The organism is Streptomyces sp. Q6 (assembly GCF_036967205.1).
Taxonomy (GTDB): domain Bacteria; phylum Actinomycetota; class Actinomycetes; order Streptomycetales; family Streptomycetaceae; genus Streptomyces; species Streptomyces citrinus.
Window position 1 is genome coordinate 7,699,723 of the sequence record NZ_CP146022.1, and the last position, 22,352, is coordinate 7,722,074.

17 protein-coding genes, 1 tRNA gene and 2 pseudogenes are annotated in these 22,352 nt (G+C 71.9%); 10 read left to right on the top strand and 10 right to left on the bottom strand.

Annotated elements, in window-relative coordinates:
• The first annotated feature begins 25 nt into the window (after positions 1-25).
• The 8 genes and pseudogenes from V2W30_RS35290 to V2W30_RS35325 all read left to right on the top strand — a co-directional run bounded on the left by V2W30_RS35290 (position 26) and on the right by V2W30_RS35325 (position 9,588).
• Complete coding sequence (locus tag V2W30_RS35290; RefSeq protein ID WP_338702663.1) at positions 26-1,966, top strand: beta-N-acetylhexosaminidase family protein; 1,941 nt, start codon at positions 26-28, stop codon at positions 1,964-1,966.
• Between the two features lie 205 nt (positions 1,967-2,171).
• Positions 2,172-2,339: pseudogene (locus tag V2W30_RS35295) on the top strand (ABC transporter ATP-binding protein); the annotation flags it as partial.
• Between the two features lie 168 nt (positions 2,340-2,507).
• Entirely contained in the window at positions 2,508-4,262 is a 1,755-nt protein-coding gene (locus V2W30_RS35300; protein ID WP_338702664.1) for a sensor histidine kinase, read from the top strand.
• Positions 4,253-4,897 (top strand): response regulator transcription factor, encoded by a 645-nt coding sequence (locus V2W30_RS35305; protein ID WP_338702665.1) that lies wholly within the window; start codon positions 4,253-4,255, stop codon positions 4,895-4,897. The genes V2W30_RS35300 and V2W30_RS35305 overlap by 10 nt, the downstream gene beginning before the upstream one ends.
• Before the next feature lie 293 nt (positions 4,898-5,190).
• Positions 5,191-6,378: a thiolase family protein gene (locus V2W30_RS35310; RefSeq protein WP_338702666.1), complete on the top strand. Its 1,188-nt coding sequence runs from the start codon at positions 5,191-5,193 to the stop codon at positions 6,376-6,378.
• 33 nt (positions 6,379-6,411) lie between these two features.
• Positions 6,412-7,170 carry a 3-oxoacyl-ACP reductase FabG gene (fabG, locus tag V2W30_RS35315; RefSeq protein WP_338702667.1) on the top strand — a complete coding sequence of 253 codons (759 nt, stop codon included), beginning with the start codon at positions 6,412-6,414 and terminating at the stop codon, positions 7,168-7,170.
• A 71-nt stretch (positions 7,171-7,241) separates the two neighbouring features.
• Positions 7,242-8,759 carry a long-chain fatty acid--CoA ligase gene (locus tag V2W30_RS35320; RefSeq protein ID WP_338702668.1) on the top strand — a complete coding sequence of 506 codons (1,518 nt, stop codon included), beginning with the start codon at positions 7,242-7,244 and terminating at the stop codon, positions 8,757-8,759.
• A gap of 64 nt (positions 8,760-8,823) precedes the next feature.
• Positions 8,824-9,588 (top strand): sulfite exporter TauE/SafE family protein, encoded by a 765-nt coding sequence (locus tag V2W30_RS35325; RefSeq protein WP_338702669.1) that lies wholly within the window; start codon positions 8,824-8,826, stop codon positions 9,586-9,588.
• On the opposite strand, the gene V2W30_RS35330 is transcribed toward V2W30_RS35325, so the two are convergent.
• Complete coding sequence (locus tag V2W30_RS35330; RefSeq protein ID WP_425244724.1) at positions 9,589-11,580, bottom strand: MDR family MFS transporter; 1,992 nt, start codon at positions 11,578-11,580, stop codon at positions 9,589-9,591.
• A 181-nt stretch (positions 11,581-11,761) separates the two neighbouring features.
• Positions 11,762-12,257: pseudogene (locus tag V2W30_RS35335) on the bottom strand (DUF309 domain-containing protein).
• A 117-nt stretch (positions 12,258-12,374) separates the two neighbouring features.
• On the opposite strand from V2W30_RS35335, the gene V2W30_RS35340 reads away from it, so the two are divergent.
• Positions 12,375-12,448: transfer RNA gene (locus V2W30_RS35340), tRNA-Pro, on the top strand.
• Positions 12,449-12,514: 66 nt separating this feature from the next.
• Here the strand turns inward: V2W30_RS35340 and V2W30_RS35345 are convergent.
• Entirely contained in the window at positions 12,515-13,858 is a 1,344-nt protein-coding gene (locus V2W30_RS35345) for a 6-phospho-beta-glucosidase (RefSeq protein WP_338702671.1), read from the bottom strand.
• A gap of 178 nt (positions 13,859-14,036) precedes the next feature.
• Here V2W30_RS35345 and V2W30_RS35350 point away from each other — a divergent pair, with 178 nt between their 5' ends.
• Positions 14,037-14,936, top strand: coding sequence for an aminoglycoside phosphotransferase family protein (locus tag V2W30_RS35350; protein ID WP_338702672.1), 900 nt, complete (start codon positions 14,037-14,039; stop codon positions 14,934-14,936).
• Here V2W30_RS35350 and V2W30_RS35355 read toward each other — a convergent pair.
• The 7 genes from V2W30_RS35355 to V2W30_RS35385 form a co-directional block, all read right to left on the bottom strand.
• Complete coding sequence (locus V2W30_RS35355; RefSeq protein WP_338702673.1) at positions 14,911-16,020, bottom strand: mechanosensitive ion channel family protein; 1,110 nt, start codon at positions 16,018-16,020, stop codon at positions 14,911-14,913. The genes V2W30_RS35350 and V2W30_RS35355 overlap by 26 nt on opposite strands.
• Before the next feature lie 165 nt (positions 16,021-16,185).
• Positions 16,186-17,121: a hypothetical protein gene (locus V2W30_RS35360; protein ID WP_338702674.1), complete on the bottom strand. Its 936-nt coding sequence runs from the start codon at positions 17,119-17,121 to the stop codon at positions 16,186-16,188.
• A 59-nt stretch (positions 17,122-17,180) separates the two neighbouring features.
• On the bottom strand, positions 17,181-18,209 hold the full coding sequence (locus V2W30_RS35365) for a Gfo/Idh/MocA family oxidoreductase (RefSeq protein WP_338702675.1): 1,029 nt from the start codon (positions 18,207-18,209) through the stop codon (positions 17,181-17,183).
• Positions 18,206-19,222, bottom strand: coding sequence for a Gfo/Idh/MocA family oxidoreductase (locus V2W30_RS35370; protein WP_338702676.1), 1,017 nt, complete (start codon positions 19,220-19,222; stop codon positions 18,206-18,208). The genes V2W30_RS35365 and V2W30_RS35370 overlap by 4 nt, the downstream gene beginning before the upstream one ends.
• A gap of 40 nt (positions 19,223-19,262) precedes the next feature.
• A complete protein-coding gene (locus V2W30_RS35375) occupies positions 19,263-20,102 on the bottom strand; it encodes a carbohydrate ABC transporter permease (protein WP_338702677.1) in 840 nt (279 codons plus the stop codon).
• Positions 20,095-21,063: a sugar ABC transporter permease gene (locus V2W30_RS35380; protein WP_338702678.1), complete on the bottom strand. Its 969-nt coding sequence runs from the start codon at positions 21,061-21,063 to the stop codon at positions 20,095-20,097. The genes V2W30_RS35375 and V2W30_RS35380 overlap by 8 nt, the downstream gene beginning before the upstream one ends.
• Positions 21,063-22,325 carry a sugar ABC transporter substrate-binding protein gene (locus V2W30_RS35385; protein WP_338702679.1) on the bottom strand — a complete coding sequence of 421 codons (1,263 nt, stop codon included), beginning with the start codon at positions 22,323-22,325 and terminating at the stop codon, positions 21,063-21,065. Before V2W30_RS35385 ends, V2W30_RS35380 begins: the two co-directional genes overlap by 1 nt.
• Positions 22,326-22,352 lie beyond the last annotated feature (27 nt).

A 22,352-nucleotide genomic window follows, 5' to 3' on the forward strand; every position in this document is an offset into this window, starting at 1 on the left:
CCCCACCCCACTCTGGAGGCGCCCCATGACCCCCGCCCGAAGAACCCTCAAGGCCGCGACCGCCGCCGCCCTGCTCCTCGCCGCCTCGCTCGGCGCCGTCCCCCACGCCACGGCCGCCGCCGCGCCGGAACCGCAGGCCCTCCCGACCGTCTCGCCGACCCCGCAGCACCTCGCCCGCGCGGGCGCCGACGTCCCGCTCCCCGCCCGCGTCGAGCTCGTCGTCGCCGACACCACGGACACCGCGGCCCGCGCGCTCGTCACCGAGATCCTCAGGGACCACGGCGTACGGCGGGTCGAGGTGACGCGGAAGGCCTCCGGCCGGGCCCCGCTCACCGTCCTGCTCGGCCCGGCCACCCGCCCCGACCTCGCCCGCGCCCTGCGCGGCACCGACGTCCCCGCGCACGCCGAGGGCTACGCGCTGCGCGCCACGCCCGGCACCGTCGCCCTCGGCGGCACCGACGCCACCGGCCAGTTCTACGCGGCCCAGACGCTGCGCCAACTGATCACCGCCCGGCACGCCGTCGCCGGGGCCTCGGTCTCCGACTTCCCGTCGATGCGGCTGCGCGGGTCCATCGAGGGCTTCTACGGACCGCCGTGGACCACCGCCGAACGCCTCGACCAGATGGACTTCCTCGGCGAGGTCAAGTCCAACACGTACGTGTACGCGCCCAAGGACGACCCGTACCACCGGGACAAGTGGCGCGACCCGTACCCCGCCGACAAGCTCAAGGAGCTCGCGGACCTCGTCGACCGGGCCGCGGCCAACCACGTCCGCTTCACGTTCGCCGTCTCGCCCGGCGGCTCCATCTGCTACTCGGACCCGGCCGACGTGCGGGCCCTCACCGCCAAGCTCCAGGCCCTGTACGACCTGGGCGTCCGCTCCTTCTCCGTGCCGCTCGACGACATCAGCTACACGAAGTGGAACTGCGCGGGCGACGCCACGGCGTTCGGCGCGCCCGGCCGCGGTCCCGCCGCCCAGGCCCAGGTCGGCCTCCTGAACACCGTCCAGCGGGACTTCGTCGCCGCCCACGACGGCACCAACCCCCTCCAGATGGTGCCCACCGAGTACGGCGACCTCACCGACACCGCGTACAAGCAGGAGATCCGCGCCCACCTCGACCCGGCCGTCGAAGTGATGTGGACCGGCACCGACGTCGTCCCGCCGGAGATCACCGACTCCCAGGCGCGGCAGGCCTCCCAGCTGTTCGGCCGCAAGGTCTTCGTCTGGGACAACTACCCGGTCAACGACTTCGGCCGCACCGCGGGACGCCTCCTCCTCGCCCCCTACGACAAGCGCGAGGCCGGCCTCTCCGACAACCTCAGCGGCCTCGTCTCCAACCCCATGAACCAGGAAGCGGCCAGCAAGCTCGCCGTGTTCACCATGTCCGACTTCGCGTGGAACGACCGCGGCTACGACCGCACCCGCTCCGCCCGCCAGTCGGCCCTGCACCTCGCGGGCGGCGACGCGCGGGTCGCCGACGCCGTCCAGGTCTTCGTCGACCTGAACCACATGGCGCCCACCTTCGGCTCGACCCCGTGGCAGCCCCAATCACCGCTGCTCGCAGCCGAGTTGACCGCCTTCTGGAAGACGTACGACACGGACCCCGAAGCCGCGGTCCGCTCCTTCGCCCCGACGGCCACCACCATCGAACGCACCCCGTCCGTCCTGCGCGCCGGCGTCCCCGACCAGCTCTTCCTCCACGACGCCGACCGCTGGCTGACCGCCACCGAGCACTGGGGCGCGGCCCTGCGCCACGGCCTCGCCGCGCTCAAGGCCCTCGCCGCCCAGGACCGGGCCGCGGCGGAAGCGGCCCGCAAGGCGATGGACTCCGAGGCCGACACCGCCGCCCGCATCACGGTCGACCCGGCCGAACACCACCAACTGGGCCCCGTCAAGATCGCCGACCCCTACCTCCAGGACTTCGTCACGAAGGTCGACGCGCTGCACGACGCCACCGCGTCGTAGCCGCACGCCAGGTCAGGGCGCCGCGGCCGGGCGTACGGCGTGTTCCCCGCCTGTGAAGAGTGTCCATGGTGCTGCTCACCATGGGTGGTGACCCCCCAGGGCGGGTGCTCTGTGTTCGCGCTGAGCACCAGGGGGATCCCACGAGCTCCACACGCCGTACGCTCACCGCCCTCGCCGCCGTGGCCCTGCCCGCCGCCACGGCGGCGCCATCGCACGCGCACTGGCGTACGAGCCCGAAGTCCTCCTGAGGGACGAGCCGTTCGCGGCGGTCGACGCCCAGACCCGCGCCGACCTGGAGGACCTGGTCCGCGGACCGTGGCGCGAGCGCGGCACGACGGTCCTGTTCATCACCCACGACATCGACGAGGCCGTGTCCCCGCCCTGATCAGGGAGCCCGAGCCGAGGGACGAGACGCCCGAGAAGGTGGGGCAGTGGTGCGCGCCGCGGTCGTGCGCGCCGGTGCGCGCTCCGCCCGTACCCGGGCCCGCGCACTCCTGACCGGCTTACCTCACGCACCCCCGAATGGCTTAACGTGTGGCGCGTGGACAGTCAGGGGAAGCGGGCGGTTCGGCTGCGCCTGACCGCGGCCGCGGCCCTCGCCGGCGTATCGGGTGCGGCCGGTTCATGGGCGTACGCGCGCAGCGGTGCGTCCGCGTCCGACCTGGTGCGCGACCTCGCCGTCGGCTGGGCGTACGTGGTCGCCGGGATCATGGCCTGGAAGCGCAGGCCCGCCAACCACACCGGCCGCCTCATGGTCGCCGAGGGCATCACGTGGTTCCTCGGCAACCTCCAGGGCACCGCGATCCCGGTCCTCTTCACCTTCGGGGCCTGGTGGGAAGCGCTGAACATGGCGGTGCTCCTGCACCTCGTGCTCTCGTTCCCCGAGGGCCGCCTCACCACCGTCCTCACCCGCCGCCTCGTCCAGTTCGCGTACGGGCTCGTCGCCGTCGGCGGTCTAGTGCGCACGCTCCTGTTCGACCCGGCGACCGACACCGGCGCGACCTATCTGGACTGCGCCTCCTGCGGCCCCAACCTCTTCTTCGTCCCCGGCTGGCACGGCCTGTTCGACACCTTCGACGCCGTGTACCACGCGATCGGCTGGGTGATCTCCGCCGTCGCGGCCGTCGCCGTCGTGCAGCGCTGGCGGCACGCCTCCGCCGCCCGCCGCAGGGCCCTGCTGCCGGCCTGGTTCGGGATCGGCGTCGCCGTCGCGTTCCTGATGTGGGACATGCTCTTCTACGTCGTGCCGTGGTTCGGCGAGGTCGGCTCGCTCGCCGAACAGGCCGTGTACCTGATGTCCGACCTGGCCCAGGTCGCCGTCCCCTTCGCCTTCCTCGGCGGCCTCCTGCGCATGCACCTGCAACGCGCCGAGGTCAGCGGTCTCGTCATCGACGTCGGCACCGACCCCGACCCGTCCAAGGTCCGCGAGGCACTGGTCCGCGTCCTCGGCGACCCGACGCTGCGGCTCGGACTGTGGCGCGAGGAGAAGGGCGCCTACGTCGACGGGTCGGGCCGCGAGGTCTCCGCCGACGGCGCCGGACGCACCCCGGTCCGCGCCTCCGACGGTCGGCAGCTCGCCCTGCTGCACCACGACCCGGCCCTCGCCGACGACCCCGAACTCCTCGAATCCACCGCCGCCGCGCTCCGCCTCGCCCTGGAGAACGTCTGGCTGCGCACCCGCGCCAAGGACGTCGCCACCCGCATCGTGCAGGCCGCCGACGCCGAGCGCGGCCGCCTGGAGCGCGACCTGCACGACGGCGCCCAGACCCGCCTCGTCTTCGCCCTGATGTCCGTACGACGGGTGCAGCGCGGCCTCGCCGACCACCCGGACCCCGCGCTGCGCGAGGCCGCCGACGAGGCCGAGTCGAGCCTGCGCCTGGCCATCGACGAACTGCGCGGCATCGCCCAGGGCATCCACCCCGCCGTCCTCACCCGCGACGGCCTCGCCGCCGCGCTCGGCGCCCTCGCGAAGGAGGCCGCGCTGCCCGTCGTCGTCGCGGCCGAGCCCCGGCGCTACGACCCGCTGGTCGAGAGCACCGCGTACTTCACCGTCTGCGAGGCCCTCTCCAACGCGGCCAAGCACGCCCGGGCCCGTGCCGTCAGCGTCTCGGCCCGGCATCTCGACGGCCGGCTCGTCGTCGAGACCGTGGACGACGGCATCGGCGGCGCCGACACCGCGCGCGGCACCGGCCTGCGCGGCCTCGCCGACCGGCTCGCGGCCGTCGACGGCGTACTGCACATACACAGTCCCGCCGGTGGCGGGACCAGGATCAGGGCGGAGCTTCCGTGCGGGTGATCGTGGCCGAGGACTCGGCACTCCTTCGGCAGGGGATCGTGCGGCTGCTCACCGACGAGGGCGTCGACGTGGTCGCTGAGTGCGCCGACACCGCACCGCTCCTCGCCCTGGTCGCCGAGCTCGCGCCCGACGTGGTGCTCCTCGACATCCGGATGCCGCCCACCCACACCGACGAGGGCCTGGTCGCGGCGGCCGTGCTGCGCGAGCGGCACCCCGGCACCGGTGTCCTGCTGCTGTCCCAGTACGTGGAGAGCAGCTCGACGGTCCAGGCGCTCGCCGAGCGGCCCGAGGGCTTCGGCTACCTGCTCAAGGAACGCGTCGCCGACATCGACGAGCTGAGCGGCGCGCTGAAGCGGGTGGCGGCGGGCGAGACCGTGCTCGACCCGCAGGTGGTGGCCCGCCTGATGGACGCGCCGCGCCCGCCCGGGCCCCTCGACGAACTCACCGGCCGTGAGCGGGACGTGCTGTCCCTCATGGCCGAGGGCCGCTCGAACGAGGCCATCGCGCAGAAACTGGTCATCGGCGGCAAGACGGTCGAGACCCATGTCCGCAACATCTTCGGCAAGCTCCGCCTGGAGCCCGACCTGCTGGAACACCGGCGGGTCATGGCCGTGCTCACGTACCTGCGCGGCTGACGTACAGCAAGAGGTTCCGGCTGTCCGCTCCGCTGGACGACGTCGTTTCCCCCGTTTTCCCCCGTGGTCCCCCGTACGCCGTCCGCGGAGCGGTGCCGGATCTCCACAGTAGGCAGGCCGGGGGAGCGGGACATCAGGGCCAACCCTGAGATGTGGAACCGACAGTCCCTCTTTGATCGCGTCATGTCCCTCTTTGATCACCCAGAGGCTCTTCCCAGGCGCCGAAGCGCGGGTCTATAGTCCAAAACTAGCACTGCTAATTTTGTTGTCGTCCCCGGAGCCTGGAGCCGCACGTGCGTCCCGTCCACTTCGCCGCCGCCCGCCGCACCCCGATCGGGAAGCTGCGCGGCGCGCTCTCCTCCGTACGCCCCGACGATCTCGCCGCGACGGTGATCCGCGGCCTGATCGCCGACGTGCCCGCGCTCGACCCGGCCCGCGTCGACGACGTCTACTGGGGCGCCGCGAACCAGGCCGGCGAGGACAACCGCAACGTCGCGCGGATGGCCGCCCTGCTCGCGGGCCTGCCCGAGTCCGTGCCCGGCGCCACCGTGAACCGGCTCTGCGCCTCCGGCCTCGAAGCCGTGACCCTCGCCGCCCGCACCATCGCGGCCGGCGAGGCCGACGTCGCCCTCGCGGGCGGCTCCGAGTCCATGAGCCGCGCCCCCTTCGTGCTGCCCCGCCCCGACGAGGCGCTGCCGCACACGATGCAGACGTACGACACCCGCCTCGGCTGGCGGCTGACCCACCCGAGGATGAAGGAACTGCACGGCGTCCTCGCGATGGGCGAGACGGCCGAGGAGGTCGCCGACCGCCACGGCATCTCCCGCGAGCGCCAGGACGCCTTCGCGCTGCGCAGCCACCAGCGGGCCGCCACCGCCCGCAAGGACGGACTCTTCGACGCCGAGATCCTCCCGGTGACCCGGCCCGACGGCGTCGTCGTCGAGGCCGACGAGTGCATCCGCCCCGACACCTCCCTCGACAAGCTCGGCGGCCTCAAGCCCGTGTTCCGCAAGGGCGGTTCGGTCACCGCGGGCAACGCCTCGCCGATGAACGACGGCGCCGCGGGCCTGCTCCTTGTCAGCGAGGACGCCCTGGAGGAGTTCGGCCTCGTCTCCCTCGGCCGCTATGTCGCCGGCGCCTCGGCCGGCGTGCACCCCGACGTCATGGGCATCGGACCCGTGCCCGCCACACAGAAGGCCCTCGCCCGCGTCGGCTGGTCCGTCGCCGACATCGCGGAGGCCGAGTTCAACGAGGCGTTCGCCGCCCAGGCGCTCGCCTGCGTCGACGCCCTCGGCGTCGACCCCGACCTGGTCAACCCGACCGGTGGCGCCATCGCGCTCGGCCACCCGCTGGGCTGCTCCGGCGCCCGCATCCTCACCACGCTCCTGCACCGCCTGCGCCGCACCGGCGCCGCCCGCGGCCTCGCCACCATGTGCGTCGGCGTCGGCCAGGGCAGCGCCGTCCTCGTCGAGCGCGCCTGAACTCCCCTCACCAGCAAAGGACATCACGCACCCATGAGCAGGTTCACCGGCCGCGTCGCCGTCGTCACCGGAGCAGCCCAGGGCATCGGCGCCGCCACCGCGCAGCGCCTCGCCGAGGAGGGCGCCGCCGTCGCCGTCGTCGACCTCACCGCCGAGCGCGCGCAGGCCACCGTCGACGCCATCGGGGCGAAGGGCGGCACCGCCCGCGGCTACGGCTGCGACGTCACCGACCAGGAAGCCGTCTTGGCGACCTTCGCGCGGATCCACGAGGACCTCGGCGGCCTGCACATCCTCGTCAACAACGCGGGCATCACCCGCGACGGCATGTTCTTCAAGATGCCCAGATCCGACTGGGACGCGGTCATCAACGTCAACCTCAACTCGGTCTACACCTGCTCGCAGGCCGCGCAGAAGTACATGGCGCGGGCGAAGTACGGCAAGATCGTCTCGCTCTCCTCGCGCTCCGCCCTCGGCAACCGCGGCCAGGCCAACTACGCCGCCGCCAAGGCCGGCATCCAGGGCTTCACCGCGACCCTCGCCATCGAACTGGGCCGCTTCAACATCAACGTCAACGCCGTGGCACCCGGGTACATCGCCACCGCCATGACCGCCGCCACCGCCGAGCGCGTCGGCTCCTCCGCCGACGAGCACCAGAGGCTCGCCGCCGAACGCACCCCGCTCGGCCGGGTCGGACAGCCCGAGGACATCGCGTCCGTCGTCGCCTTCCTCGCCAGCGACGACGCCTCCTACGTCAGCGGCCAGACCCTGTACGTGAACGGCGGCGCCCGCTAGTTCACAGCACGGCCCCCGCAGACCTGGTCCAACGCCGCACCAGCAGTCAGTACGGAACGGAGCACCACCCCATGGCAACCCTGTCCCTCGCCGCGATCCTCGCCGAGTCCGCCCGACGCCACCCCGACAAGATCGGTCTCGTCGAGGGCGACCAGCGCTACACCTTCGCCGAGTTGTGGCTGCGCGCCCGCAAGCAGGCCGCCGCCCTCGCCGGCCTCGGCGTCCGACCGGGGCAGAAGGTCGCCCTCATGGCGCCCAACACCGCCGAGTTCCCGCGCGCCTACTACGCCGCGCTCGCGGCGGGCGCCGCCGTGGTCCCCGTACACCTGCTCCTGTCCGCTCAGGAGGTCGAGCACGTCCTCAGGGACAGCGGCGCGACCCTGCTGCTGTGCCACCCGGCGCAGGCCGCGGCAGGCGAGGCCGCGGCCGCCGCCGTCGGCATCCGCACCGTCCTGCTGGGCGCGGAGGGCGAGTTGGAGAAGCTCACCGACGCCGCCGAGCCGATCCCCACATACGCCACCCGCGACGCCGACGACCCGGCCGTCGTCTTCTACACGAGCGGCACCACCGGCGTCCCCAAGGGCGCCGTGCTCAGCCACCTCAACCTCGTGATGAACGCGACCGTCGACGCCTTCGACTGCAACGAGTACAGCCCCGACGACACCGTCCTCGGCGCCCTCCCGCTCTTCCACGCCTTCGGCCAGACCGCGTCCCTGAACGCCATCTGGCGCGCGGGCAAGACGCTCGTCCTGATGCCCCGCTTCGACGCCGCCAAGGCCATCGACCTGATGGTCGGCGAGAACGTCACCGTCTTCCACGGTGTGCCCACCATGTACGTCCACCTCCTCACGGCCGGCGAGAAGGCCGCCGCCCTGCCGCGGCTGCGCGTCGCGGTCTCCGGCGGCGCGTCGCTGCCCGTCGCCGTCCTCGAACGCTTCGAAGCGCTCTTCGGCGCGACCATCTACGAGGGCTACGGCCTCAGCGAGACCTCGCCCGTCGCCTCCGTCAACCAGCCCTGGTACGGCGCGCGGCCCGGCACCATCGGCCATTCCATCTGGGGCGTCGACGTCGAGGTCGCCCGCCCCGAGGTCGAGGACCGCATCGAGCTGCTGCCCACCGGCGAGCTCGGCGAGATCGTCGTCCGGGGCCACTGCGTGTTCTCCGGCTACCTGGGGCGCCCCGAAGCCACCGAAGAGGCCCTGGTGCAGGGCTGGTTCCGGACGGGCGACCTCGGCACCAAGGACGAGGACGGCTATCTGCGCATCGTCGACCGCAAGAAGGACGTCATCATCCGCGGCGGCTACAACGTCTACCCGCGCGAGGTGGAGGAGGTCCTGATGCGGCACCCCGGGATCGGCCACGCCGCCGTCATCGGCCTGCCCGACGACGTGCACGGCGAGGAGGTCTGCGCGGTCCTCGTCCCGAAGCCCGGCGCCGTCCTCGACGCCGCCGAGGTCACCGCCTGGTCCAAGGAGCACCTGGCCAAGCACAAGTACCCGCGGCGCGTCGAGATCACCGACGCGCTCCCGCTCGGCCCGAGCATGAAGATCCTCAAGCGCGAACTGCGGGCCACGTACGCCGGGCAGTAACGCGTATCACCATGGGGTGACCCTGACACGCGGCAGATAGATGGGTCTAGCATCGGTCTCCGCCATGCATGACATATTCGGGGTCACCCCCTGGGAGTTCACCGCTCTCGCCGCCGCCGCGCTGCTCGTCGGCTTCTCCAAGACCGCCGTCAGCGGCGCCAACACGGTCAGCCTCGCGATCTTCGCCGCGATCCTGCCCGCGCGCGCCTCGACCGGTGTGCTGCTGCCGATCCTCATCTGCGGCGACGTCCTCGCCGTCCTGACGTACCGGCGGCACGCCCACTGGCCCACGCTCTGGCGGCTGTTCCCCGCCGTCGCCGGGGGAGTGGTGCTCGGCACGGTCTTCCTCGCCTTCGCCGACGACGGGTCCGTGCGCACCTCCATCGGCGCGATCCTGCTCCTGATGGCGGGCGTCACGATCTGGCGCCGCAGGAAGGCGCAGGCACCTGAGACGGACGACGAGGGGCCCCGCACGGGCCGCGTCACAGCCCGCTCGTACGGAGTGCTCGGCGGCTTCACCACCATGGTCGCGAACGCGGGCGGCCCCGTGATGTCGATGTACCTGCTCTCCGCCGGCTTCCGGAAGCTGGGCTTCCTCGGCACCTCCGCCTGGTTCTTCCTCATAGTGAACTCGGCGAAGGTGCCCTTCAGCGTGGGCCTCGGCCTCATCGACGCCCACTCACTGCTGCTTGACGCGGCGCTCGTCGCGTTCGTCGTGCCGGGCGCGCTCCTCGGCAAGTGGGCGGTGCACCGCATCAACCAGCGCCTGTTCGAGCAACTCGTCATCGCCGCGACGGTCGTGGGCGGTCTGCAACTGCTCCTGCGCTGACTACGACGCGGCGAGCGTCTTGTCCGCGTCCACGTGCTGGGGCAGCCCCTGCGCCAGATCCTCGGCGAGCAGCCGCTTCGCGATGGTGTCGACCGCCGCCCGCAGATCTGCGGCCGGCGGCCGCCCCAGGTCCTCCTCGACCCGCTCGCTCAGCCAGTCGCCCCACGCCTGCGTGAGCACGGCGGCCTCCCGCCTGCCGGCCTCCGTGTGCGCGAAGTACGAGCCCGTACGCGTCAGATAACCCTCGTCGACCATCCGCTGGAAGACCGGCACGAGCACCTCCGGCGGCAGCCTGCGCCGCGCCGCGATCATGCCGAGGCTCGCGTGACCGACCATCCGCGTGAAGAACTCCACCTGCATCACCGCCCACGCGCCCGCGATGTCGAGCCGGGTGTCCGACGTGGTCAGGATGCGCCGCGCCGTGTCCATGCTCGTGCTCTGCACGATGGTGCCCACGGCCCGCTCCAGCAGGTGCGCCGAGTCGCCGGTCGACGGCTGCGCGAACCCCTCGCCCATGTCCGACGACCCGGCCCGCGCCGTGTCGCGCAGCTGCACCTGCTTGAGGAACAGCGCCACGACGAACCCGATGAGCGCGACGGGGACGGTCCACAGGAACACCGTGTGCAGCGAGTCCGCGTACCCCGCGACGATCGGCTCGCGCGCGGCTTCCGGCAGCGCGTGCAGCCCCTGGGGACTCTGCGCGGCCTTGGCGAGCGCCGCCGGATCGATCCCGGTGCCGGCCCGCGCCGCCTCCTCCACGCCCTGCGTCAGATTGGGCTTCAGCGAGTTGGCGTAGATCGTCCCGAACACGGCCGTGCCGAACGAGCTGCCGAGCGTACGGAAGAACGTCACACCGGACGTCGCCGTGCCCAGGTCCACGTACTCGACGGTGTTCTGCACGGCGATCGTGAGGACCTGCATGCACAGGCCGATACCGAGGCCGAGCACGAACATGTAGATCGATTCGAGCCAGGCGCTCGTCGAACTCCCCATCAGCGACAGCAGATAGAGGCCGAGCGCCATCACGAGCGAGCCGACGATCGGGAAGATCCGGTACCTGCCGGTCTTGCTGACCACGTTGCCGGAGAAGATCGACGCGATCAGCAGACCGATCACCATGGGCAGTGTGCGCACCCCGGAGATCGTCGCCGAGTCGCCGTCCACGTACTGCAAGTACGTCGGCAGGAACGTCATCGCGCCCAGCATCGCGAAGCCCACGATGAAGCTCAGGACCGAACAGACCGTGAACACCGGGTTCGCGAACAGCCGCATGGGCAGCATGGGCTGCGCCGCCCGCGTCTCCACCCAGGCGAACAGGCCGAGCGCCACGATGCCGCCCGCGAACAGGCCGATGATGACGCCGGACGTCCACGCGTACTCGTTGCCGCCCCAACTCGTCGCCAGGATCAGCGCGCTCGCGCCGACCGCGACCAGCGCGATGCCGAGATAGTCGATGACCGGACGCACCGCCGACTTCACGACGGGGATCGTGCGGGCCGCGGCGATGACGACCACGATCGCGATCGGCACGTTCACGTAGAACGCCCACCGCCACGTCAGGTGGTCCGTGAACAGCCCGCCCAGGAGCGGCCCGATGACCGTCGACACACCGAAGACGGCCCCGATCGCACCCTGGTACTTGCCGCGCTCGCGCAGCGGGATGACGTCCGCGATCAGCGCCATCGACGTCACCATCAGACCGCCGGCGCCGATGCCCTGCACCGCCCGCCAGATGATGAGCAGCGTCATGTTCGTGGACAGGCCGCACAGGAACGACCCCGTGATGAAGATGATCGCCGAGAGCTGGAAGACGACCTTGCGGCCGAACAGGTCGCCGAACTTGCCGACGAGCACCGTGGCGACCGTCTCCGCCAGCAGATAGGCCGTGACGACCCACGACATGTGCGCCGCGCCGCCCAGGTCCGAGACGATCGTCGGCAGGGCCGTACCGACGATCGTCTGGTCGAGGGCCGCCAGCAGCATGCCCAGCATGATCGTCCCGAAGACGACGTTGCGGCGCCGCTTGTCGAGGACCGGCGGGGCACTCGCCTCTGCGGCGGGCTGCGGGGCGGCGGTATCGGTGGTCGTCACCCTCGCAGGGTCACATCGCGGCCGGTGCGGCGCATGCGGGCGGGGGCCGGACCGGTGACACCGCCCCTTTCCGAGGACGGGCTCAGGGCCGCGTCGTCAGGCGCGGCGCCGAACGCGCGGCGTCCACCGGCGCGCCCGCCCCTCGACGTCGTCCGCCAGCGCTCTCGCCCAGGCCGCCACCCCCGCCGCGTCGAGCCCCGCCGGAGGCTCGCCCGCCCACCGGGTCAGGCCGTCCGCGCCGCGGCGCAGCAGACGCGGGCCGCCCGTGGTGTTCCCGCGGGCCGCGTGCGTCAGCCCCACCGCGAGCTGGGCCAGCGAGCGCCACAGATCGCGCTCGGCCGCAGGGCCTGACTTCCACGCGTCCTCGAAGACCTCGTGCGCGTGGAAGGGGCGCCCGCGTCGAGCAGCGACTGGGCCTCGGCGAGCGTCTCGGCCGGGGTGCGCACGACGCCCTCGGGCTGCCGCTCGACGCCGGGGGTGCCGTAGGGGAGGGGCCTGCCGAGGCCGTCGCGGGGGCGGGCGTTGCGGGCCCGTCCCTCGTCGTCCCGGTCGCGGTCGGCGCTGCGCGAAGTGCTCATCCCCCGATTCTCACCCACCGCGACGGAGCATCGCGGAACGCGTTTCAAACCACCCGTGAGCTTGGGGTATTGTTCTTCTTGTCGCCGCCGGACAGAACACCGCGAGGCAGTCGACACCGGGACGTGGCGCAGCTTGGTAGCGCACTTGACTGGGGGTCAAGGGGTCGCAGGTTCAAATCCTGTCGTCCCGACTTTTCGAAGTCGTGGTTGTCCGAAGGGCCCCGCCGAAGCAGTTCGGCGGGGCCCTTCGGGCGTTCTCAGCGCAGGTAGGCGAGGCCCGGGTGGGCCGCCGTGTAGGCGTCGACCAGGCGGCGGGCCACCGTCACCGAGTCGACCAGCGGGTGCAGCGCGAACGCCTTCACCGCCGTCGCGCGTGAGCCGGAGCGGGCCGCGGCCAGCACCTCGCGTTCCACCGCCTTGACCGCGGTGACCAGGCCCGTGGCGTGTCCGGGCAACGGGTCGACGGTCACCGGATGGGCGCCGTTCGCGTCGACCAGGCAGGGCACCTCGATGACCGCGTCCGCGTCGAGCGCCGAAAGGGTCGTGCGGTTGCGGACGTTGAGGATCAGCGTGGCGCGCTCGTCGCGGGCGATGGCCCGCATCAGGTCGAGGGCGACCTTCTCGTAGCCGCCGGACTCCGCCAGCGACGCGTCGTCGCGGTCACCCGCGCCCGCCGCCTCCCGGTTCTCCGCCATGTACGTCGCCTCGCGCTCGGCCCGGGTCGCGTCCCACGTCGTGAGGGGCGGCGCCGCCGGATCCCGCATCCGGTCGTAGAAGCGGGCCTGCTGGCCGTGGAGGAACGCGCCGCGCGTGAACTCGGCCTCCTGGTAGGCGCGTACGGCCTCGCGGTTGAAGTAGTAGTAGTGCAGGTACTCGTTCGGGACCGAGCCGAGCGCGCGCAGCCAGTCGGCGCCGAAGAGCTTGCCCTCCTCGAACGAGCCGAGCAGCGCGTCGTCGGCGAGCAGCCGGGGCAGTTCGTCGCGGCCCCGCACCCGCAACCCGCGCAGCCAGCCCAGGTGGTTGAGGCCCACGTAGTCGATCCACGCGTCCTTCGGGTCGGCGCCGAGGGCCCGTGCGACGCGCTTGCCGAGGCCGACCGGGGAGTCGCAGATGCCGATGACCCGGTCGCCCAGGTGCTCCGCGAGCGCCTCGGTGACCAGGCCCGCCGGGTTGGTGAAGTTGATGAACCAGGCGTCCGGGGCGAGGGCGGCCACCCGGCGGGCGATCTCCTCCGCCACCGGCAGCGTGCGAAGGCCGTAGGCGAGGCCGCCCGCGCCGACCGTCTCCTGCCCGAGGACGTCCTCGGCGAGCGCGATCCGCTCGTCGGCCGCACGCCCTTCCAGGCCGCCGACCCGGATCGCCGAGAACACGAAGTCCGCACCGCGCAGCGCCTCGTCGAGGTCCGTCGTCACCGTCACGGCCGGCGCGTCGGGCACGCCGTCGGCCTGTTCGGCGAGGACCCGGGCGATCGCGTCGAGCCGGCCGGCGTCCAGGTCGTACAGCGCGACCTCGGTGACGCGACCCGGCGCGTGGTCGGTGAGCAGGGCCCCGTACACCAGCGGCACGCGGAAACCGCCGCCGCCGAGCAGGGTCAGCTTCATGCTGATCCTCCCTTCGCGTCGAAGTCGAGAGGGTCGGAGGTCCGCGGATGTCGTGTGTGTCGTCGATCTTCCAGCACGACGCGCACCCTACTCGGCGTCCGGGAAAACCGGTCGGCGCACCGGGCCCGAGGCCGTTAGGCTCGCGCGACGCCGTCCGCCGACCCCCTGAAAGGCCCCCATGGCCGTACGCAAGCTGCACCAGGACGAAGCCGACATCGACGAGGGGCTCGTGCGCCGGCTGGTCGACGACGCGTTCCCGCGGTGGGCGGGACGGCCCCTGCGGTACGTCGACTCGCACGGCACCCAGAACGTGCTGTTCCGCCTCGGCGACGAGCATGTGATCCGGCTGCCGCGGATCCGCGGAGCGGTGTCCGACCTGGCGCGGGAGCTGCGCTGGATGCCGGTCCTGGCGCGGCGGCTGCCGGTCCCCGTGCCCGAGCCGGTGGCGGAGGGCCGCCCGGCGCACGGCTTCCCTGGCCGTGGGCCGTGTACCGCTGGCTGCCCGGCGCGATCCCGGTCGTGGGGAGCAGAAGCAGCCGGAGGCGCTCGGCGAGGACCTGGCGGCGTTCGTCGCGGCGGTCAGGAGCATCGACCCGGCCGGGGCGCCCGAGGCCTACCGGGGCCGCCCCTCACCGAACGGGACGCGGACACCCGCGCGGTGCTCGGGCGGCTCGCCGACGTGATCGACGCCGACGGCGCCCTGGCCGTCTGGGACGCCGCCGTGCGCGCCCCGCGCGGGCCGGAGCCCGCCGTCTGGCTGCACGGCGACCTACAGCCCGGCAACGTCCTCGTGGACGGCGGACGGCTCAGCGCCGTCATCGACTTCGGCTGCATGGGCCTGGGCGACCCGGCCGTCGACCTGATCGCCGCCTGGTACGTCCTGGACGCGCGGGGGCGGGAGACCTTCCGTACCGCTCTCGCCCCCGACGCGGACACCTGGGCCCGCGGACGCGGCTGGGCCCTGACCATCGCGGCGCACGAGCTCGACTACTACCGGACGTCGAACCCGTTCATGGCGGAGACGGCGACCCGGGTCATCGGCGAGCTCGTGATCAGTGCACCTCGGGCTTCTGCATGATCGACGCGTCCACGGCGGTCGACGCGTCCCGCTGATGCGGGATCACGATCTGCGCGCTGCCCGGGGACAGGGCCACCGTGCGGGCCGGCGACGGGATCCGGATGCCCTCGGTGCGGAAGCGCAGGTGCAGACGCTTGATGAACTCGTGCTTGATCCGGTACTGGTCGCTGAACTCACCGACGCCCAGGATCACCGTGAAGCTGATCCGGGAGTCGCCGAACGTGTGGAAGCGGACGGCAGGTTCGTGCTCGGGGACCGCGCCCTCGACGCCCTTCATGACCTCCTCGACGACCTCGATCGTCACGCGCTCGACGTGCTCGAGGTCGCTGTCGTAGCCGACGCCCACCTGCACGGTCAGGGTCATCTCCTGCTCGGGCCGGCTGAAGTTCGTCATGTTCGTGCCGGAGAGCTGCGTGTTCGGGATGATCACGAGGTTGTTGGAGAGCTGGCGCACCACCGTGTTGCGCCAGTTGATGTCGACGACATAGCCCTCCTCGCCGCTGCTGAGCCGGATGTAGTCGCCCGGCTGCACCGTCTTCGACGCGAGGATGTGCACGCCCGCGAAGAGGTTCGCGAGGGTGTCCTGGAGCGCGAGGGCCACCGCGAGACCGCCCACACCGAGGGCCGTGAGCAGCGGCGCGATGGAGATCCCGAGGGTCTGGAGCACGACGAGGAAGCCCATCGCGAGCACCACGACCCGCGTGATGTTCACGAAGATCGTCGCCGAGCCCGCGACCGCGGCCCTCGACTGCGCGACCGAGCGCACCAGCCCGGTGATGACCCGGGCCGCCGTCAGCGTCGCCGAGACGATGAGGAACGCGGTCAGCGTCATGTTCACCGTGCGTCCCGTGCGCGCGGTCAGCGGCAGCGCCGTCGCCGCCACGGCCGCGCCCGCGGCCATCGCGGCCCACGGCACGAGGGTGCGCAGCGCGTCGACGATCACATCGTCCCCGCCCCACCGCGTCTGCCCGGCCCGGACACCGAGCCAGCGCAGCACCGCCCGCAGCAGCAGCCCGGCGAGGAGGCCCGCGAGCAGCGCGATGCCGGCGACGATCAGGTCGTGGAGTTCGAGGCCTCGGGTCACCGGACACCTCCCGCGCGCGAGCACAACACAGCGGTGGGAACGGATATGTGATGTTTCGTCACGTAATACCTGCTTGCTCGGGGATCGGACCGGCGCGCCGACCGACGACCGCCTCGCGGGGCCGTTCCGTGCGCGCCGGGCCATCCTGCCGTACGCGCCCGGGTCTCATGTCACGCGGTCGGCCCATCCGGCGTCCGACTCCCGCGCCACCCGCTGCCATTCGGCCACTCTGCCGGGCAACGGCCAGGCCCAGGAGGGGCGGTGGCCGGTGCGGGCCCGGCCCAGGTCGCGGGCGAGCACGGGACCGGCGAGCGCGGCGCCGTCCGGAACATGCGTCCCTCGTGTCACACGCAGCGTCGCGAACCTGTCGAGTTCTCGCTCGTACGCGGCGACGGCGGCGGCCGTGTCCGCCGCCACGTCGTCGGCCGGGGCGAGGCGTACCAGTTCCAGCAGGGGCGGCGCGGTGTCCTCCGCGAGGGCGGCGGCCAGGCGGGCGTGCCCGTCCAGGACGACATGCGTGTCGAGGCCGCTGCACCACCACAGCAGCACGGGCGGCAGCACCCCCTCGCGGACCTGTCTCCGGTACGCCTTCACGCGGGCGTCCGACGCCTCCGGCCAGGCCCGCAGCGGCAGCACCTCCCACGATCCGTTGTGCACGAACCAGTCCACGTAGCCGTCGGGGTCGCCCTCGACGAGCAACTCACGCCAGTACTCCGCCGAGTCCATCGACGCCGGCTTCCACCGCTGGAACGGGGACGCGTCCCAGAGGGCCCACCGCCCGTCGTGCACCGGCGAGTCGGGCGACCGGTTCAGCGCCTCCGCGAACCGGTGCGCCCACCCCGCGCTCCCCGGGACGCGGCGCGCCTCGTCCGCGCGCAACGGGGGCAGCGGTGAGCGGAAGCCGCCGGTGCGCAGGAAGTCCACCCCCTGATCCCCGTCCTCGACGCGGGCGAGCAGTACGGGGGCTCCGTCCCCGCGGCGCAGCAGCAGACGCCCGCCCTCGGCGACGTACGGGCACAGGCCGGGGCGCGGACGGTCCGAGACCTCCAGCTCCAGGCCCGCCCAGCCGCCGTCCGCACCCGTCAGCTCACTTCTGCGCATACCGAGAAGGTATGCGAGCCGTGCGCAGAGAGCCGAAGCGGTGAGTGCGATCAGCGCTGTCAGTGCTGGTTCAGGGTCACCGTCCGTCCCGTCCGTGCCGATTCGTACGCCGCTGTCACGATCCGCAGCGACCGCAGCGCGGCCTCGCCGTCCGTCACGCCGATCGCCCCGGTCCCCGCACCCGGGAACAGGAACTCCCGCAGCATCAGGGCATCCAGATCGACCCCGTAGGGGAGTTCGACGCCGGAGCGGGACGTCTCGCTGAAGCCGTGGACCTTCTGGTCGAAGGCGTCCATCTCCAGCGTCGCCCGCTCCCCGACGACCTGCATCGACAGGCCGCCCCACGCCGGGTGGTGGCGAGGCTGGCTCCAGGAGCAGTCGATCGTGGCGACGGCCCCGTTCGCGTACGTGAGGGTGAGCAGGCCCGCCGTCTCGACGGGGACCTCGCCGTCGGCCTCGTACAGGATGTTGTTGGTCTGCGCGTACACGTCCGTCGCCGGGGCCCCGTCGAAGAGGTCGTCGAGCAGGTCCGCGAGGTGCACGGTGTGGTCCATCAGGGCGCCGCCGCCCGCGAGATCGGGGTCGACGAACCAGCGGCGCCGGGCGCCCGGCATGTAGCCGTTGTTGGCGCCGGACACGGTGAGGACCTCGCCCGTCGTACCGGACCGCACCGCGTCGCGCACCGCGAGATACGCCGGACTGAACCGCACCGGATGCGCCACGGCGAGCCGCACCCCGGCCGCCCGGCACGCCGCGACCATCGCCGCGCCGTCCTCGGCCGTCGTCGCGAGGGGCTTCTCGCAGAGCACGTCGGCGCCGTGCGACGCGGCGAGCTCCACCAGCGCGCGGTGCCGGACGTTCTCGGAGCAGACGACCACCTTGTCGGGGCCCCAGGCGAACAACTCCTCGTACGTGTCGACGTAGTTCACGCCGAGCTGGGCGGCGAAGTCCTTGCCGCGCACCTCGCCCGGCGCCGCCAGATCCGTGTCCGGGTCGGCCGCGAGGACCTCCACGCCGTCCATCGAGGCGAGCAGCCGCGCGAATCCTCCCGCGTGCACATGGGCGAACGACAGCACTCCGACCTTCACAGTCCGGCCTCCTCGGTAACCTTGAGTTCGACGGGTTCGCCGGTGCGGGCCGACTCGGCGGCGGCCTGCGCGACGCGGACGGCCTCGACGCCGTCGCGCGCCGACACCCGGGGCGCGGGCCCGCCCGCGACGGCCGTCGCGAAGTCCCGCAGCTCCGTGAGGTAGGGGCTCTCCGTCATCGGGCTGCGGGGGATGCCCTCGCCGAGCGGGCGGCTGCCCTGGGCCAGTACACGAAAGCCCGGACGGTCGGTCGAGTCGTGCTCCAGGATGCCGCCGGGGCCCGCGACCCGGAACGTCGTACGGAACGGGAGATCGGGCAGCCCCCACACCCCGAGCACGTGGCTGACCGCGCCGGAGGCGTGCGTGAGCACCGCCGTGCCCGTCGCCACGTCACCGGCGACCGCGCCGGGTTCCTGCTTCCCGCGCAGCCGGGCGTGGACGCGGACGACCTCCCCGGCGAGCAGCCGCGCGAAGTCGAAGTCGTGGATCATCTGGTCGACCAGGATGCCGCCCGACAGGGCCGGGTCCGAGAACCACGGCGCCCACACCGGGAAGCAGCCGGAGCGCGTGAAGCGGAGCACGGCCGGGGCGCCGAGCTCACCCCGCGCCACGTGCGCGGCGAGCGCCGCGTACGCCGGGAAGTAGCGCACGACATGCGCGGGGAAGAGCAGCACGCCCGCCGCCCGCGCCGCGTCCGTCATCTCCTGGGCCTCGGCGGCCGTCAGGGCCAGCGGCTTCTCGCAGACGACGTGCTTGCCCGCGGCGATCGCGTCGAGGGCGAGGTCCCGGTGCGTGAACGTCGGGGTGCACACGTCGACGACCGTGCAGCGGTCCAGGAGTTCGGTGAGGCTGTGCACGGCTGTGACACCGGACGCGGCGTACTGGGCGGCCAGCTGTTCCGCGTGGCCGTCGGTGGACAGGATCGTGACGCGTGCGCCCAGGGCTGTCCAGGCGGGCAGATGCGCGCGGGCGATGCCGCCGGCGCCGATCAGGCCCACGTCGAGGCGTGCCATGGAGGTCCTTCCCTGCTGTTCGGGTGCTGCCGGAATCGGGTCAGCCCTTCGTGCCGCTCTGGGCGATGCCCTGCACGAAGTGCCGTTGGAGGAAGAGATAGAGGACGATCATCGGCAGGCTCGCGATCAGTGAACCGGCCATCATCACGGGGTAGTCGGTCTCGAACTGGCCCTCCAGGGAGGTCAGCCCGGCACTGATCGGCATCTTCGCCGGATCGGTGTTCACGACCAGCGGCCACAGCAGGTCGTTCCACGACCACATCGCCGTGATCACCGCGAGAGCGGCGAGCGCGGGACGGATCAGCGGCAGCATGATCGACCAGAAGATCCGGAACGGGCCCGCGCCGTCGATCCGTGCCGCCTCCTCCAGCTCCCGTGGCAGCGAGAGGAAGAACTGCCGCAGCATGAAGGTCCCGAACGCGCTGAACATGCCCGGCAGGAACAGCGCGGGGGCCGTGTTCAGGAGGCCGAGCCGCTGGATGATGTCGTACTGCGGCAGGATCAGCAGCGACGACGGCACGAGCAGCACGGACAGGAACAGGGCGAACAGCACGTCCTTGCCACGGAACCGCATCCGTGCGAACGCGTACGCCGCCAGCGAGCAGAACACCAGCTGGCCCAGGGTCCGGCCGACCGTGTTGATGACGCTGTTGCCGAGCATCTCCCCGTACGGCAGGGCTGTGAACACCTCTTTGAAGGAGGCCCAGTTCCACCGCTCGGGGAAGAGCGTCGTCGGTACGTGCACGGCCTCGGGAAGCGTCTTGAGCGCCGTGAGCAACTGCCACAGGAACGGGAAGACCATCACGAGCGCGCCCAGCGAAAGGAGGACGTGCGTGGCGACGGAGCCGCCGTCCACCCGACGCGTCAGCCGGTCACGCATAGTGCACCCACCTCTTCTGGAGCCGGAACTGAAGGAACGTCAGGGCCGCGGTCAACAGCATCAGGAGAAAGGCGAGCGCGGCCGCCGCGCCCTGGTTGTTCTGCTGGAACGCCCACTGGTAGAAGAGGCTCACGACGGACTGCGTGGAGCCGAGCGCCGGGTTCGTGGGGCTCATCATCACGTAGATCAGGTCGAACATCTGGAGCGAGTTGATCACGCAGATGACCGCCGCGAAGAAGATGCTCGGACTCAGCAGCGGCAGCGTGATGGTGAAGAAGCGGCGCACCGGTCCCGCGCCGTCCAGCTCGGCCGCCTCGTAGTAGTCCTGCGGAATGCCCTTGATCCCCGCGATGAAGATGATCAAGTAGTAGCCGACGCTCTGCCACACGGCGACCAGGCCGATCGCCCACAGCGCGGACGAGGGGTCCGACGCCCAGAAGTGGCGTGACATCCCGAACCACGACAACACCTCGTTCAGAAGGCCGAAGTTGCCGTTGTAGAGCCAGTTCCAGACCAGGCCGACCGCGACCGGCAGTGTCACGAACGGGATGAAGTAGAGCGCCCGGTACACCCCGACGCCGCGCAGCCCCCGCCGGTTCAAAAGCGCCGCCACCGCGATCGACAGCGGCAGCGTGACCAGGCCGATCGCCCCGTACAGGAGCGTGTTGCCGATCGCGCGCCACACCGTGACGTCCTGGAGGACGCGCGCGTAGTTGTCACCGCCGATCCAGGTGTTGCCGCCGAACGGGCCGAAGTCGGTGAAGCTGTAGCCGAACGTCTGGATCATCGGCCAGATGTAGAACACCAGGAACCCGAGACCGATCGGCGCGATGAAGACGTACGCCGCCTTCTGCGTGCGGGAGTTGGGGCCGCGCGTCGCGTCGTCGCGGCCGGCCCTCGTACGGGGTTTCCTGATCCGGCCCTCCGCCTCTGCGGCGGCCGTCGACGGGAACACGGCCATCAGTTCTCCTCCTCGTCGAGCGCCCGGTCCATCTGCTCCGCCAGCGTGCGCGCCGCGCGCTCCACGCCTCCCTTGCCGCTGAACGGCGCCCCGAGCAGCAGGTACTCGAGGTCCTCCCACACGGCGGTGTTCCGTGAACTCGGGTACGGGGCCGCGTCGTCGAGCATGTCGATGAAGACCTGGAGGTCGAACTCCGGCATCGACTTCAGCCAGGCGTCCTGCGTTCCCGCGTACGAGGAGATCGTCACGCCGCCCTTCGCCTGGATCTCGGCGGCCTCGTGCCGCGCCATGAAGTCGACGAACTTCCAGGCCGCCTGCTTCTTGCGGGACTTGGCGCTGATGACGTTGGCGAGGCCGTGGATGACGGTGGCCCGCTCGCGGCCCTTCGGCAGCACGGCGACACCGCCGTGGTCCTTGATGGCGGGCGTGCCGTACATGAACGACGCCATCGCCGACAGGTCGTAGTTCATCGCCACCTGCTCGGAGAGGTACAGATTGCGTGCCCGCACCTCCGACATGGCGCTCTGCGGCGGCGACCAGCCCCGGTCGACGAGGTCCGTCCAGAAGCGGAGCCCCTCGATGGCCCGCTCGTCCGCGAACCCGGACCGTCCCTCGCGCAGCACCTGGCCGCCCGCGCCGAAGATCGTCGGATAGAACTTCGTCTGCCGGTCCATCTCGGCGGCGATGCCGTAGACCCGGGTCCGTGGATCGGTCAGCTCGTGCGCGGCGTCCCTGACGTCGTCCCAGGTCCAGCTCTCGTCGGGGTACGGGACGCCCGCCTTGTCGAAGAGGGCCTTGTTGTACCAGAGCCCGACCGTGTCGAAGTCCTTCGGCAGTCCGTACTGCCTGCCGTCGTACGCGTAGATGTCGCGCAGCGCCTTCGGATGCCTGCCGACCGGTGTGCGGTCCTGCCGGATGTGCGAGCTCAGGGGTTCGAGGACGCCGTTGGACGCGTACAGCTGGATGTTGACGGCGTTCATCCAGAACACGTCCGGGGCCGTGCCGCCGCGCATCGCCGTGCGCAGCGTCGTCCAGTACGACGACCAGGGCGTGAGCTGGATCTCCACGGAGATGTCCGGGTTCGCGCGCTCGAAGGCCTTGATGATCTGCTGCATCCCCGGGACCTGCGCGGGATCCCAGATGCCGTACGCAAGGGTCGTGCGGCCGCGTGAACCGGCGGTCGTGGAACCCGAGTCGGTGCTGCATCCGGCGGCGAGCGGGGTCGTCGCCAGTGCGGCGGCGAGGAATGTTCTCCTGCGCATACGCGTCTCCGGTCGGTCGAAGGGGCG